Source organism: Scytonema hofmannii PCC 7110, from assembly GCF_000346485.2.
Classification (GTDB): Bacteria; Cyanobacteriota; Cyanobacteriia; order Cyanobacteriales; family Nostocaceae; genus Scytonema; species Scytonema hofmannii.
This window is the reverse complement of the sequence record NZ_KQ976354.1, coordinates 1861968-1874497: the sequence shown is the minus strand read 5'-3', so window position 1 is coordinate 1874497 and position 12530 is coordinate 1861968. Positions and strand designations below refer to the sequence as shown.

The window sequence follows — 12530 nt, the reverse complement described above, 5'->3', positions numbered from 1 at the left end:
AATTTTTAAATTTACATAACTTAATTAAATCAGGTTCTTGTGGGATGGGCGTCCTCGCCCGTCCTCAATTGTACAGTTGTTAGGAGGGAAAATGGCAGAAACACAAAAACCACAACGTTTTGGAAACCATCTGATTGTTGGTATTTCCGGAACTACACTGAATGATGATGATAAACGTATACTTAATGAGTTAAAACCGATTGGAGTTATTTTCTTTCAAAAGAACTTTCGTTATGATGCTCCCTATGAAGTTTGGTTGCAAAGCTTTAGTGAGTTGATAGACCAAATAAAGCTGTACAGCGATCGCGATTCGATGTTCCTCACTCTAGATCATGAAGGTGGTCGAGTCCATCGCACACCACCACCCCTAACCCGATTTCCTCATGCGTTACTTTACAAATCTAAATCCCGTGAAATCGCAGTAGCTACAGGAGTAGAACTGAAATCTTTGGGTATTAATGTGTCGTGGTCTCCTGTCGCTGATATTTTCTCCAATCCCAACAACCCAATTATTGGACCTCGCGCTTTTGGAGAAACTCCGCAAATTGCTGCTCGAGGTGTTCTTGATTACTACCTCGGTCTGAAAGACTCAGGAATCATTGGATGTGCGAAACATTTCCCAGGTCATGGGGACACCAGCACTGATTCTCACTTAGAGTTACCCACACTCAATTTATCTGTAGAGGAACTGCGAAATCGCGAACTGATCACTTTTAAAGCACTGATTGAAAAGCAAGTTCCCATGATAATGACTGCTCATATTTTGTTTTCTAAAATCGATCCAAATGTCCCTGCTACACTATCAAAACCCATATTGCATACCATTCTGCGAGAGGAACTGGGTTTTGAGGGGGTAGTTGTGTCGGACGACTTGGACATGAAAGCAGTCTCAGATATGTATACTCAAAGTGGAACGGTAGCACAAACTTTTCATGCTGGCTGCGATTTGTTTATTGTATCTCGTAATCTCCCTTCCTCATCCTCAGAACGAATCTACAAGATTGCTCGAGATTTTTCAGACTCTTTTGAGAGTGGTAGCCTCTCTGAATCAGTAGTTGAAGCGGCTAGAGTGAGAATTGAAAAACTACTAGCTGCAACTCCCCAATACAAACCCTATTGTCTCGATCGCAATACACTTTTACAGCACTCCGAGCTTGCGATCGCTTGTTTGTTCCAATCTAATAATAGGACATAAATAGACATAGGAGTGAAAAAGATGTAAGGGCGCAAGGTCGCCGCGCCCCTACCAAGACTTTTGGGTAATGCATAATTAATTTCTGGAGATGTCTAATATTTAGACCATCTAAAGGCTCCTTAATCCTAGTTCAGAATTACTAAAATTTATTATTAACAATCGACCTATAGATGTTCGCCCGGTATGCAGTTTTGTAAGTCAGTCGTCAAAAAAGGTATTAACGAGACGGGAGTTGTAGAGACAATATGATATGAAACTGAAACATCACCATTTTCAGCCTTGGCAATACGTGGTTGACTGGAGTGAATTTTGTCTGCTAGTTCAGCCTGTGTCATCACCCTTAAGGATGGTTAAATTAATAAGGTATACTATAGGTATGTATTTAAAGTGTGGAATAAGTATGCATCATCGTATCAACATCGCACTGCCTGAAAAAACGCTGCAACTACTCGATCGGTTTGCTTCAAAAGGAGACCGCAGTAGTTTCATTGATGAAGCTATTCAGTATTACGTCGATCAAAAACAAAAAGAAAAACTACGACAGCAATTGAAAGAGGGTGCCATTCGTCGTGCAGAACGCGATCGCAATCTAACAGAAGATTGGTTTGCACTTGAGGAAGAAGCATGGCAGCAAAACGTATAATAATGCAACCCAAGCGAGGGGAAGTCTATCTTGTTAATTTCGATCCTACAGTTGGTGCTGAAATCCAAAAAACTCGTCCGGCATTAGTGTTGCAAAATGATGTTTCTAATGAGTACAGTTCAATTACAATTGTCGCTGCAATTACCTCTCAATTTGATGAAACACTTTATCCTACAGAAGTTTTAATTGAACCCCCTGAAGGTGGAATAACAGTAAATTCTGTTGTGTTGTTAAATCAAATTCGTTCGATTGATAAACAAAGATTGATAAGAAAACTAGGTGAATTAACAGAAGCAACAATAGAAGAGGTTAATCAAGCAATAAAAATTAGTTTGGGTTTAGTTGAGCTTTGATGAAGATCGAAATTTCAGAAAACTATCGGAAGCTCTCTACCAACCTAAACTTTGGCATCAAGTTCACAATCGACTCATTATGGCGATCGCTGATGATTTACATTAATCTTTGCCCAGAAAAGCAGGCTTACTCATCGCCATTCACCCAAGTATGATTGGAAGCCAAATATTGAGCAAAAAACTTCGGCGATCTACACAGGTAAAGAAGCGCTACAACCAGGAAGTAGCTATAAATGGGAAGGCTTCTTAGGTGATAATCCTACCATATTTGCAAATTTTCAAATTATGGATAAGCAAGAGCGCCAGATAATAACCAATGAACTCAAGGCTTTGGAAAAACAACTGCAAGCAAAAAAAGCAGATGAGAAAACAGTTGCCCTTGAAAAAGCACAATTTTTTGCTGACTGGCAATTAGAGAGAAAGCACTGGGTCAGGATCATCCAGATGTTGCAACTTCGTATCAGCATCCAAAGTTTTGGGCGAGCTTTGTTACTTCTGGAGATTGGACTCCTCTTGACAACAAATAGAATTTTAGCAAAGACCTATAATTAACAATAGGAAAAAAAACAGGACTTACGCAACTGGCACAATTGGTCTAGATGCGGCTTTGTCACATTTGTGATATTAGCTTAAGTATTAATGCTTAAAACCTCATGAGAAACAAGAAATATTAAATTTTGTAGAAATGTATTTTAAATGACCAACTTGGGAAATTGTCAAAGTATCTTTATTCTCTCAATAGTGAGAAAATCATAGATAGATTTTCCGTCTCGATCATTTGATATGAAATTTACCAAATTAGACTATTGCCAATATCTACTTAGTAGTCAAATCAATTAAGAATTAATTGAAAACTGGTATGAACTCCAAAGAAATTTATCTCTCCAGGTCGCTCGTGACTTCATCCTCGAACACCTTAAACAAAAGGTGAGGTTGAATGCATATAGTTAGTTTTTGTCAATGCGTAAGTCCTATGGGAATCAGGCACCACAAATAATTCTTTTACCGTTTTTGTACTCATATTGATGGTGCGTGATAGGATTATACTTTCTGGTTGTGTTTGTGATTAATTTTTACTGTCACACACCCTACCTAGAATTTTGGATGCTTTTTGGGTGTATGGTGCGTAATTTATGGGCGCTGATTAATTTATTGTTACGGTTAGGAAGCTACCAGGTTCAAAAAACGGTTGAATTTATCACTATCCATCAAGCCATTTTCTGACAATATTCGACGTACAGCTACTAAATGCACTGTTCGTACACATGCTTGTTGCTCATACCCAGGTAAAACAACTAATGTACCAGATGATGGATACTGGTAAACTTTCTGCCTACCTGATGTTGGCATTGTTACAAATCCTATATTTAATAGGATTTGCTCTAGTTCAGTAAACTTAATTTCTCTAACCATTATGACGAATCACTCCTTTTAGCTGGTTGAGAACATCATTTTTAAATGTAGCAAATTTTTTGATTGCCTGTCGATCTAATATATTGTCTTTGGATAAGCGAACAGTTACACTTTCACCAATCTTGGAGCAATCAAATTTTTCTAAGCTTTCAAAGTATGCTTGTAAATATAGCCAATAAGCTTGACTGTCTCTTGCATCATATATAATTAAGATGCATGGCATAGGCTCAAATAACCATAGTTCTAAGTCGGAACGCACAAGAGTAAAAGTAATAGTTTTTTGGTCTGCCAGCGTAGAGAGTGAATCTGTAGCTTTTAATTGTATATAGATTTGACCATTTTCAATTTCACCTTCAGCATTATAAGTAAAGATTAGTAGGTCATAACCATAATCATACTTAACACGTTCTACAGAGTAACCGCATAATAATACATATCGTTCAACATAGTTAACACTTAAGTCTGCTATTATATGCTCTCTTGGTCGCTTTTTTCTTGGCATTTATAGAGTCTTTTAGTTTTAGTGTAATAAATAATATCAAAGTTATACTTGTATGTAGCTTGTCATTCAAAAACCTCTTTCTCCGAAACTTGCTGACGATAAGCTGCAACTTCTGCCAAAAAATCGTCAAACGTTGGGTCGGAAGCAAAAATTCCCATATGTTTGAGCCAAGGATCTGTTTCTTGCTGCGAGCACTCTTGACCTACCTCTATTGTAACTAACTCACCCGTTGCCAGTTGGGTTTCTAAAGAAGCTTTGGCAAGTGCTATGACTTCTTCTTTTGTGCTACCTTCAACTGTTGTATTGGGAATACCGACAATAGAGGCGATAAATTTATTTTCTGGATGACTTTGCACAAAAACTTGATATTGCATAACTAAGTTCTCTAAATCATAGATATTAATATCGATTTTAAGTCAATTGCTGTTTTCTAGTTACTCAGGAATCGAGCGATGTTTATACTTGTGAGTTGATCGCGAGCGATCGCAAACAAATTTGACTCAACCGGACACAGGAAACACAGTAAGATTTTTGCATACCCCCACTGGCTCTGGAGGTAAATACAGATGGTTCATCTCATTGGGAAATCAAAGCCGTGTTGAGTTTGTGGAAAGTGGACGATGCGGGAACAAAAGACTTGATGATGAAATATTATCAGAACTTGAAAGCAGGTAAGGGCAGACATGAGGCATTGAGGGAAGCACAATTATCCATGCTAGCGACACCAACATACCAACATCCAAAGTATTGGGCGAGCTTTGTTGCTTCTGGGGATTGGACTTCTCTTCACAACAAATAGAATTTTAGCAAGAACCTTCCTAGTTTCTCGATGCGTTTGATAAAAATCATGCTGTTTTCGTATTTAAGATACTATGAAGGAGTTAAAAGAAGCCGCGTAGTGATTGGGAGTCAGTATATGCAAGCCATCCTTATATAAACCGCGACGAGGTTGAATGACGTGTAAAGCAACTGTATGAAATGGAATCCCCAAACAAGTGGAGGTAGAAGAAAATATTGGCAAGATAATTATCGACATTGAGACAGGTGACTACGAAATTGATAAAACTGCTACTGAAAGCAGCACGTAATTTAAGTGTAAAGCAACCGTATGCCCGACTTTTTGGCATTTGTATTGGTTACAATGTAGCTGCTTCATTGAGTAGTTTCATGGTGCGTGTCAGTAAGTGATTTGAGAATCTTCACAGAAAGAAGTAGATAGTTAAGAAGGAGAAATTCATGCAACAGACTAGTAGCCATCATGAGAAATTACCGAATGAATGTCATGCTGAGGTAGAAATTTATCTCCGTCCATCCGCTACAGACTGCGGTTAATTCAGTATTCTGTACTTCACAGAAGCGAGCAAATTTTGGGCTTTCTTGTTTGGATGATGAATGCAGGATGATATTGTTACATGTAGCGCGATCGCGAAGCGCAAGCCGTACCCGGCTTATCGCCCTTGGCGCAAGCCGTACCCGGCTTATCGCTTCAACTAGCTTTTAGAGTTTGAATAGCATTGTCTGCTCTTTGGGCAAATTCTTGGTTTCCTTCTTGTTTAAACAATGCAGATGCTTTCTGAAAATCAGCGAGCGCTCCCTGTTTGTCTTGTAAAGCATACTTGGTAAAACCACGGAAATAGTATGCATAGGCAATATTGGGATCGATTTCTATAACTTTGTCTAAATCTGCCTTGGCTGCTTGATATTCTTTAACTAAGAGATTAGCAGTTCCTCTACCAAAGTAAGCATAGACATGATTAGGCTCTCTTTTCAAGACTTGGCTGAAGTCTTCTATTGCTCCCTGATAATCTTTTTTTTCAAAGCGATTGGAACCCCGTTCAAAATATGCTTTGGTATTATTGAGCTTGTTATCTTGGATACTGGAAATCTGTGCTGTAGTTGGCGAATCAAATGATTGTCGCTTGTCTAATAAACTTTTAGCATTGGCTTTAGGGTTGATAGTCGTTGTTCCGAATACCAGGATGGCGATCGCTAATTTCAAACCCTTCATTTTTGCATTTCCTCTAATACTCAGTACGTACAATTTCTGGAACGTTTAGTAGAATCCAAACAGTTCCAGATAAGAATTTGCTTGCTCACAGATATATATCTCTGAACTTTCAAGGGATATGCAAAAATAACTTGGAACATCTAATGATAAGATCCCAAAAAGCCCTTATTTTATGTCAAAGTCAAACTGACATGGGAAACAGGAAATTTATTTTCCTCCTCAAAGTTATAGAACCGCAGATGCACGCGGATGCACGCGGATGAAGCCGTACCTCATTCGGATGAAAATCGCTATAGAAGGGCAATGCGTGTCAATTGACTTGACAGATTACCCCTTCCCACCTGTTGAGCAAATTTTGGGCTTTCTCGTTTGGATGATGAATGTAGGATGATATTGTTACATATAGCGCGATCGCGAAGCGCAAGCCGTACCCGGCTTATCGCCCTTGGCGCAAGCCTTACCCGGCTTATCGCTTCAACTAGCTTTTAGATTTTGAATAGCGTTGTCTGCTCTTTGGGCAAATTCTTGGTTTCCTTCTTGTTTAAACAGAGCAGATTGTCATGCGGAGGTATAAATTTATCTGCGTCCATCCACTACAGGCTGCGGTTAATTCAATATTCTGTACTTCACGGAAGTGGGAATTGTTATACTGGGATTTCAATCAGCTCTTTAATTAAGAACGATCGACTCATGCCTTATAGTAAATTTACTCTGAGCAAAGCTGTAGAGGATTTTCAACTGACAATCGTTGAAGGCGATCGCTTTTTACCAGAAATTCCCCCTATCACTCCAACTCCTTTACTTCAAGATATTCTTAAAGAAACACTCCCTTGGGCGATCGCAGTCAGTAGTGAGAAAGCTCGTTCTGAAGGCATTATCAATCCCGTCTTGCTAGAAGTCAAACGCCAACTTCAAGGACAAATTAGCGTTTTTTCTGGTGAAGAATTCAATGTAGAACCAGAAGCTGAACTTACGGGCTTTGTTGATTTTCTCATGAGTCGTTCCTCAGAACAGCTATATATTAAAGCTCCTGTAGTTGTGCTTGTAGAAGCCAAGAAGGAAGATTTAAAACCAGCCCTAGGACAATGCCTTGCAGAAATGGTTGCTGCTCAACGCTTTAATCAAAAAAAGCAACAACCGATCTTAACGATTTACGGAACGGTAACTAGTGGTACAGTATGGCGGTTTTTAAAGTTAGAAGGGCAATGCGTGTCAATTGACTTGACAGATTATCCCCTCCCGCCTGTCGAGCAAATTTTGGGCTTTCTTGTTTGGATGATGAATGCAGGATAATATTGTTACATACAGTGCGATCGCGAAGCGCAAGCCGTACCCGGCTTATCGCCCTTGGCGCAAGCCGTACCCGGCTTATCGCTTCAACTAGCTTTTAGAGTTTGAATAGCGTTGTCTGCTCTTTGGGCAAATTCTTGGTTTCCTTCTTGTTTAAACAATACAGATGCTTTCTGAAAATCAGCGATCGCACCATTGTTGCCAAGCAGAGTATAAAGCAAACTGTTACCGAAGATAAAAGCAAATGGAATGCGTTTATTTAGAGCTAAGACTCTGCTGCTTTGCCCTCATGAGTAAACCATGCTTGGGTGCAAATATCATCGCTACGACAAATAACAGAGTTTGCAACACTACAATGCAACCTCCAGTAGAACCATCAATGTAATAGCTAATATAAGTCCCCATAACGCTAGAAAATACTCCAGAAGCCATAGCAATAAGCATCATACGGTCAAAGCGGTCTGTTAATAAATAAGCCGTTGCTCCAGGTGTCACTAGCATAGCAACGACAAGAATAATTCCAACAGTCTGTAGTCCAGCGACAGCAGTTAAGGAAAGTAAAGATAGCAAAATATAGTAGAGTGCTCCTGTATTTAAACCTATAGAACGCGCATGGGTGGGATCGAAACAAAATAACAGAAGGTCTTTCCGTAAGATAGCAATAGTAGCTAAGGTAATAACACTGATAATGACTGTTTGGATGATGTCTGGTTGAGAAATTCCTAGAACGTTGCCAAACAGGATGTGTGTCAAGTCTACAGAGCTTGGAGTTTTAGACACAAGCACTAACCCTAACGCAAAAAAACCTGTAAACACCAATCCAATGACTGTATCTTCCTTAATTCTCGTCTTCTCCTTAATAAAACCGATGGCAATGACTGAACCTACCCCAAACACAAATGCACCAACAGCAAAAGGAATTTTGAGAATGTAAGCGATGACTACCCCAGGCATTACAGCGTGGGAAACAGCATCCCCCATTAATGCCCAACCTTTGAGTGTCATGTAACAAGATAGCACTGAACAAACTAACCCAACTAAGGCACTAATGAGAATTGCCTTCACCATAAATTCATGTTGCATAGGTGCGGTAAACCATTGTAGCAATTCCATTACAATGCCTCCTGATTTTCACGCGCTAAGCGGCTTTTGCTAAATGGCAAATCTCCTAGAGAACCGCCAAAGGTACGAGAGAGATTTTCTTCTGTGAAGACTTCAGAGGTATTGCCGTAAGCTAGGATAGTGCGGTTGATGAGAATTACTTGGTCACAGAAAGTCGTAATTGAAGCTAAATCGTGGGTAGAAACCAAAATAGTATGACCCATATTTCGCAATTCAAGTAATAGGTCAATCATGGTTTTTTCTGTTTTGATATCTACCCCTGTGAATGGTTCATCTAACAGTAAGACTTTTCCTTGTTGTGCCAAAGCACGCGCAAAAAAGGCACGTTTTTTTTGTCCTCCTGAGAGTTCCCCAATTTGGCGAGCGCGCATTTCCCACATCTGCACCCTCTCCAAACTCTCTCGAACCACCCTTTTATCTTTTGCAGAGGGAATTCTCAGTACATTCATATATCCGTAGCGTCCCATCATCACGACTTCGTGGACGCTCACTGGAAAATTCCAGTCCACTTCTTCTGACTGCGGCACATATGCCACCAAATTCTTTTTCTGCACTATTCTAATAGGCAAGCTGTTAATTAATACCCTCCCCGTTGTTGGCTTCACAAACCCCATAATTGCTTTAAATAGGGTTGATTTACCACTCCCGTTCATTCCAACCAGCCCACTAATTGAGCCTGCTTTGATTTGCAAAGAAGCACCATGCAATGCCACCTTGCCGTGGTAGGCAACTGTTAAGTTTTCTACATTAATACTGATAGATTCCATATTAGTTTTTAGTCATTGGTCACTGGTCACTGGTCACCGGTCACTGGTCACTGGTCACTGGTCACTGGTCACTGGTCATTTGTCCCTCTAACTTCCCTGTAATCCTTTAATGAGAGTTGTGACGTTATGTTCCAGTAACTTGAGATAAGTCGATGCTGGACCATCAGGAGAGGAGAGGGAATCAACATAGAAAACTCCGCCAAATTTTGCACCCGTTTCCCTGGCTACTTGACGTTGCGCTTTATCGCTCACCGTACTTTCACAAAAAATAACTGGTATTTGATTTGCCTTAACCTTATTAATAACCTTTTCAACCTGTTTGGGAGTCGCTTGCTGTTCTGAGTTAACTGCCCAGAGATATACTTCTTTTAAGCCATAATCGCGGGTGATGTAGGAAAAAGCCCCTTCACAACTGACCATGTACCGCTTGTCTTGTGAAACCACTGACATCTCTTTTCGTAGCTTTTGGTCAATGTCCCTAATCTTCTGGCTGTATGTCTTAGCGTTGGCATTGTAGGTGTTCGTATTCGCTGGGTCTAAATCAACTAGCGCTTTGCGAATATTCTCTACGTAAATTAAGGCGTTTTGTGGTGACATCCAAGCATGGGGGTTAGGTTTACCTTTGTAAACATCCTCTGCAATTTCTACAGGTTGAACATCTGCACTTAGAGTGACATGAGGAACCTTAGAGATGTTGTTATAAAATTTCTCCGCCCACCGTTCTAAGTTCAAACCATTATCTAAAATCAAGTCAGCGTTTTGTGCCTTAACTAGATCGCTAGGTGTTGGTTCATAACCATGAATTTCTGAGCCAAGTTTGGTAAGAGATTCAACAATCGCCTTATCTCCCGCCACATTCCGCGCCATGTCGGCGATCACTGTAAACGTCGTCAGAATTACCTTTTTGTCTTTTGTCTTTTGGTTTGTGGTATTGGTTTCTCCTAAGGTTGGATTTACCTGTGACTGCACAGCATCATTCGGTGTGGAGTTGCACCCACTCAGCCAGAGTCCTAACAGCACCCCAGATGTTACAACCCACGAACGTACATAGAGCAGCCTTCGTATCTGGCGACTGTTGAGATTATATTTCATTTATAGATTTCATAATTCCCTCATTTTTCCCACTACTTTACTACAAAGGAAAGAAAAATGAAAGAAATATGAAAAACTTTACACTCAGTAGTGAGTCTACCGTGCATTGTCTACTTGGTGTGCGATCGCGAAGCGCAAGCTGTACCCAGCTTATCGCAAAATTGGCAAAAACACGAAAAGCCCTTGATGAATAGCACGATTGTGGAGAAGTAGTTCATAATTGTTTTAATGCTTTCAGGTTGCTACAGTGTCTGACTCTTTGCCATTGCGCGATCGCTACCTCGCTTTAATCGATGAAATTGTTCAAAGCACCCTTAAGGGCAAGATTAGCTCTCAAGAGCAAGTGTATCAAATGCTGCTCAAAGGTGTAACTGTAGGTACAGGAGAAGTGTTTGAGTTGGTTTTGAGCGAGCGCCTCAACTCCACCCAGCAACACGTCGATACTGAAAAAGACGAACTCAAGCAAGCTAAGGCAACCCGCAGTCTCAGGGCAATAAAGACTATTCAGAGTCAATGGCAACGCGCCGAGCAGCAAAGCAAAGTCACAGAAGCGATTACTTCCGCAGTCAAAGAGATTACTTCGGCTGATTCAAGCGGGCGTTTAGCCGCATTCTTAAGAGCAAGCGATCCTAATCGGAAAAATTCTCTCACCTTACAGCAAATCCAACAAGTCTCAAAATCTTTACAGCAATTTGCCCAAGCCAATCCTGATTTTCAGCAAATTTCAGAAGGCATTACCCGTGGTGTGGCATCTTGGCAACGGCTACAGGATCATTTGATTAGCTGGATGTACGAACAAAGCCGAGGAACACTGGGATTTGGAGGTGTACCTGGAGAACAAGGCCCTTGGGCAACTTGGGCGAAGCAGGTACACAGTAGTTGTCTCCAAGCACTGTTTCGTACCTTAGCAATGGAACAATCTGCTATTGAATTTGCCCAACACAGAAGTGGTATGAACTTCAGTGATTGGGTAGAAATTGCAGTGATTTTGCAGTCCTTACAGAAAGGGTTAGTGAATTGGTTTGACCAACAACCCTACAATGTAAAAGCTGGATCGAATTTGTCAATTTCAACTTACTTAACCTTTGCAGTGATTTGGAGTTTACTCGCAAACGGTTTTAGTAACACTGCGCCCGTGTATAGCGCTGCTTGTCATCAAGTTATGATCCAGATTTTACGAACCTTTGCACAACGCCCGTATTTTCCCCTATATGGAGGAATTTTTGCTTCCTTCTCTGGGAGTTATTTACGGGATGCTCTGGATTATCTGAATGAACCACTGCAACAAACAGAAGGAACTCAAGAAAAAGCAAGAATATTGACACTTTTAGGTTATTCTCAGCGTGCAATGGGGCAGTATCGACGATCGGCAGAGTTTCACAGCGCAGCACTGGAAATAGCCCGCAATTCAGGCGATCGCCCCTGTGAAATCGCCAATTTCAATCACCTCAGCCGCACTTGCGTTGCCGAAAAAATGTATGCAGAGGCAATTAATTACAGCCAACGAGCATTAATACTGAGCCGTCAGACAGGCGATCGTACAGGGGAAGCAAATGCTCTGGTGAATTTAGGTTATAGCGAAGTCATGCAAGCACAGCAGACAGAACAAACAGAACCAGAAACCTATGAAATGGCGATTAACTATTTGCAACAAGGCTTAGCATTATCAGAGAGATTGGGCGACCTTCAAAGTAAAGCTTTGTGTTTCAGCAGTTTAGGTATTGCTTACTTAGTCATTGGACAACCGCAAGCAGCTATTAAACATTTAGAAGACGGCTTGCAAACAGCACAAATATCTGGTGATTTATACCTTCAAGGTTTAAATTTAGCTAATTTAGCAGAAGCTTACTATCAACTGCAAAATCAAGAACAAGGAGTTTATACTGGTGTTTTGGGAATGTATTTGTTAAATCAAATTGCATCAATTGAGTGGCGAAAAACAGCAGGTTTACTCACAATTTTGCAGGGACAGATAGGAGCAGAAGCATTTAGTCAGTTACTACAGCAAAACCGTTCTAAAATTATTTCTGTCATTGGAGTAGATGGTTACGATTACATTCCACAATTGTTAGAGGAATATAGGCGAAGTATGTAATGATAATACCCTGGCTCCCTTCCCGCTATAAGATTACCTACTAAAAAAAC

The 12530-nt window shown here is 40.5% G+C and carries 18 protein-coding genes and 1 pseudogene; 10 read left to right on the top strand and 9 right to left on the bottom strand.

The genetic code is table 11. The features are described from left to right. Positions 1-91 precede the first annotated feature (91 nt). Positions 92-1195, top strand: a complete 1104-nt coding sequence (locus WA1_RS08085; RefSeq protein ID WP_017749025.1) for a glycoside hydrolase family 3 N-terminal domain-containing protein — start codon at positions 92-94, stop codon at positions 1193-1195. Between the two features lie 164 nt (positions 1196-1359). Here WA1_RS08085 and WA1_RS59560 read toward each other — a convergent pair whose 3' ends face one another. Next, the gene (locus tag WA1_RS59560; protein WP_272819100.1) at positions 1360-1530 is read right to left on the bottom strand and encodes a helix-turn-helix domain-containing protein; all 171 of its coding nucleotides are present in this window, start codon (positions 1528-1530) and stop codon (positions 1360-1362) included. 65 nt (positions 1531-1595) lie between these two features. Here WA1_RS59560 and WA1_RS08080 point away from each other — a divergent pair, with 65 nt between their 5' ends. The 5 genes and pseudogenes from WA1_RS08080 to WA1_RS62085 all read left to right on the top strand — a co-directional run. Then, positions 1596-1838, top strand: a complete 243-nt coding sequence (locus WA1_RS08080) for a ribbon-helix-helix domain-containing protein (RefSeq protein ID WP_017749026.1) — start codon at positions 1596-1598, stop codon at positions 1836-1838. Beyond that, positions 1820-2191 (top strand): type II toxin-antitoxin system PemK/MazF family toxin, encoded by a 372-nt coding sequence (locus WA1_RS08075; RefSeq protein ID WP_033336658.1) that lies wholly within the window; start codon positions 1820-1822, stop codon positions 2189-2191. Before WA1_RS08080 ends, WA1_RS08075 begins: the two co-directional genes overlap by 19 nt. Continuing rightward, the gene (locus tag WA1_RS58575; protein ID WP_201789077.1) at positions 2191-2346 is read left to right on the top strand and encodes a hypothetical protein; all 156 of its coding nucleotides are present in this window, start codon (positions 2191-2193) and stop codon (positions 2344-2346) included. Before WA1_RS08075 ends, WA1_RS58575 begins: the two co-directional genes overlap by 1 nt. Positions 2347-2476: 130 nt before the next feature. Further along, positions 2477-2743, top strand: a complete 267-nt coding sequence (locus tag WA1_RS58570; RefSeq protein WP_017749028.1) for a hypothetical protein — start codon at positions 2477-2479, stop codon at positions 2741-2743. A gap of 288 nt (positions 2744-3031) precedes the next feature. After that, positions 3032-3142 (top strand): annotated as a pseudogene (locus tag WA1_RS62085) (IS701 family transposase); the annotation flags it as partial. Between the two features lie 210 nt (positions 3143-3352). Here the strand turns inward: WA1_RS62085 and WA1_RS08065 are convergent. From WA1_RS08065 to WA1_RS08055, 3 genes are all read right to left on the bottom strand, one after another. Further along, positions 3353-3541 (bottom strand): type II toxin-antitoxin system HicA family toxin, encoded by a 189-nt coding sequence (locus WA1_RS08065; protein ID WP_272819099.1) that lies wholly within the window; start codon positions 3539-3541, stop codon positions 3353-3355. A 55-nt stretch (positions 3542-3596) separates the two neighbouring features. Next, positions 3597-4106 (bottom strand): DUF4365 domain-containing protein, encoded by a 510-nt coding sequence (locus WA1_RS08060; RefSeq protein ID WP_017749030.1) that lies wholly within the window; start codon positions 4104-4106, stop codon positions 3597-3599. A gap of 62 nt (positions 4107-4168) precedes the next feature. Further along, on the bottom strand, positions 4169-4480 hold the full coding sequence (locus WA1_RS08055) for a hypothetical protein (RefSeq protein ID WP_017749031.1): 312 nt from the start codon (positions 4478-4480) through the stop codon (positions 4169-4171). Between the two features lie 221 nt (positions 4481-4701). On the opposite strand from WA1_RS08055, the gene WA1_RS08050 reads away from it, so the two are divergent. After that, positions 4702-4905, top strand: coding sequence for a CHAT domain-containing protein (locus tag WA1_RS08050; protein ID WP_017749032.1), 204 nt, complete (start codon positions 4702-4704; stop codon positions 4903-4905). Between the two features lie 687 nt (positions 4906-5592). Here the strand turns inward: WA1_RS08050 and WA1_RS08045 are convergent. After that, entirely contained in the window at positions 5593-6114 is a 522-nt protein-coding gene (locus WA1_RS08045) for a tetratricopeptide repeat protein (protein ID WP_017749033.1), read from the bottom strand. A 259-nt stretch (positions 6115-6373) separates the two neighbouring features. On the opposite strand from WA1_RS08045, the gene WA1_RS59555 reads away from it, so the two are divergent. Further along, complete coding sequence (locus tag WA1_RS59555; RefSeq protein ID WP_017749035.1) at positions 6374-6505, top strand: hypothetical protein; 132 nt, start codon at positions 6374-6376, stop codon at positions 6503-6505. Between the two features lie 299 nt (positions 6506-6804). Then, the gene (locus WA1_RS08040; RefSeq protein ID WP_017749036.1) at positions 6805-7407 is read left to right on the top strand and encodes a hypothetical protein; all 603 of its coding nucleotides are present in this window, start codon (positions 6805-6807) and stop codon (positions 7405-7407) included. Between the two features lie 83 nt (positions 7408-7490). Here the strand turns inward: WA1_RS08040 and WA1_RS59550 are convergent, their stop codons facing one another. From WA1_RS59550 to WA1_RS08025, 4 genes are all read right to left on the bottom strand, one after another. Next, positions 7491-7625 (bottom strand): hypothetical protein, encoded by a 135-nt coding sequence (locus WA1_RS59550; RefSeq protein ID WP_017749037.1) that lies wholly within the window; start codon positions 7623-7625, stop codon positions 7491-7493. Positions 7626-7659: 34 nt separating this feature from the next. Beyond that, the gene (locus tag WA1_RS08035; protein ID WP_017749038.1) at positions 7660-8517 is read right to left on the bottom strand and encodes a metal ABC transporter permease; all 858 of its coding nucleotides are present in this window, start codon (positions 8515-8517) and stop codon (positions 7660-7662) included. Beyond that, the gene (locus WA1_RS08030) at positions 8517-9293 is read right to left on the bottom strand and encodes a metal ABC transporter ATP-binding protein (protein ID WP_017749039.1); all 777 of its coding nucleotides are present in this window, start codon (positions 9291-9293) and stop codon (positions 8517-8519) included. The genes WA1_RS08035 and WA1_RS08030 overlap by 1 nt, the downstream gene beginning before the upstream one ends. A gap of 87 nt (positions 9294-9380) precedes the next feature. Next, entirely contained in the window at positions 9381-10385 is a 1005-nt protein-coding gene (locus WA1_RS08025; RefSeq protein ID WP_017749040.1) for a metal ABC transporter substrate-binding protein, read from the bottom strand. 247 nt (positions 10386-10632) lie between these two features. Here WA1_RS08025 and WA1_RS08020 point away from each other — a divergent pair, with 247 nt between their 5' ends. After that, the gene (locus tag WA1_RS08020; protein ID WP_017749041.1) at positions 10633-12480 is read left to right on the top strand and encodes a tetratricopeptide repeat protein; all 1848 of its coding nucleotides are present in this window, start codon (positions 10633-10635) and stop codon (positions 12478-12480) included. The last annotated feature ends 50 nt before the right edge of the window (positions 12481-12530 follow it).

Excerpts from the sequence above, each read along its gene's own strand:
- WA1_RS08085 (WP_017749025.1), top strand. The coding sequence starts at position 92 with ATGGCAGAAACACAAAAACCACAACGTTTTGGAAACCATCTGATTGTT.
- WA1_RS59560 (WP_272819100.1), bottom strand. The coding sequence starts at position 1,530 with ATGACACAGGCTGAACTAGCAGACAAAATTCACTCCAGTCAACCACGT.
- WA1_RS08080 (WP_017749026.1), top strand. The coding sequence starts at position 1,596 with ATGCATCATCGTATCAACATCGCACTGCCTGAAAAAACGCTGCAACTA.
- WA1_RS08075 (WP_033336658.1), top strand. The coding sequence starts at position 1,820 with ATGGCAGCAAAACGTATAATAATGCAACCCAAGCGAGGGGAAGTCTAT.
- WA1_RS58575 (WP_201789077.1), top strand. The coding sequence starts at position 2,191 with ATGAAGATCGAAATTTCAGAAAACTATCGGAAGCTCTCTACCAACCTA.
- WA1_RS58570 (WP_017749028.1), top strand. The coding sequence starts at position 2,477 with ATGGATAAGCAAGAGCGCCAGATAATAACCAATGAACTCAAGGCTTTG.
- WA1_RS08065 (WP_272819099.1), bottom strand. The coding sequence starts at position 3,541 with ATGCCAACATCAGGTAGGCAGAAAGTTTACCAGTATCCATCATCTGGT.
- WA1_RS08060 (WP_017749030.1), bottom strand. The coding sequence starts at position 4,106 with ATGCCAAGAAAAAAGCGACCAAGAGAGCATATAATAGCAGACTTAAGT.
- WA1_RS08055 (WP_017749031.1), bottom strand. The coding sequence starts at position 4,480 with ATGCAATATCAAGTTTTTGTGCAAAGTCATCCAGAAAATAAATTTATC.
- WA1_RS08045 (WP_017749033.1), bottom strand. The coding sequence starts at position 6,114 with ATGAAGGGTTTGAAATTAGCGATCGCCATCCTGGTATTCGGAACAACG.
- WA1_RS59555 (WP_017749035.1), top strand. The coding sequence starts at position 6,374 with ATGAAGCCGTACCTCATTCGGATGAAAATCGCTATAGAAGGGCAATGC.
- WA1_RS08040 (WP_017749036.1), top strand. The coding sequence starts at position 6,805 with ATGCCTTATAGTAAATTTACTCTGAGCAAAGCTGTAGAGGATTTTCAA.
- WA1_RS08035 (WP_017749038.1), bottom strand. The coding sequence starts at position 8,517 with ATGGAATTGCTACAATGGTTTACCGCACCTATGCAACATGAATTTATG.
- WA1_RS08030 (WP_017749039.1), bottom strand. The coding sequence starts at position 9,293 with ATGGAATCTATCAGTATTAATGTAGAAAACTTAACAGTTGCCTACCAC.
- WA1_RS08025 (WP_017749040.1), bottom strand. The coding sequence starts at position 10,385 with ATGAAATATAATCTCAACAGTCGCCAGATACGAAGGCTGCTCTATGTA.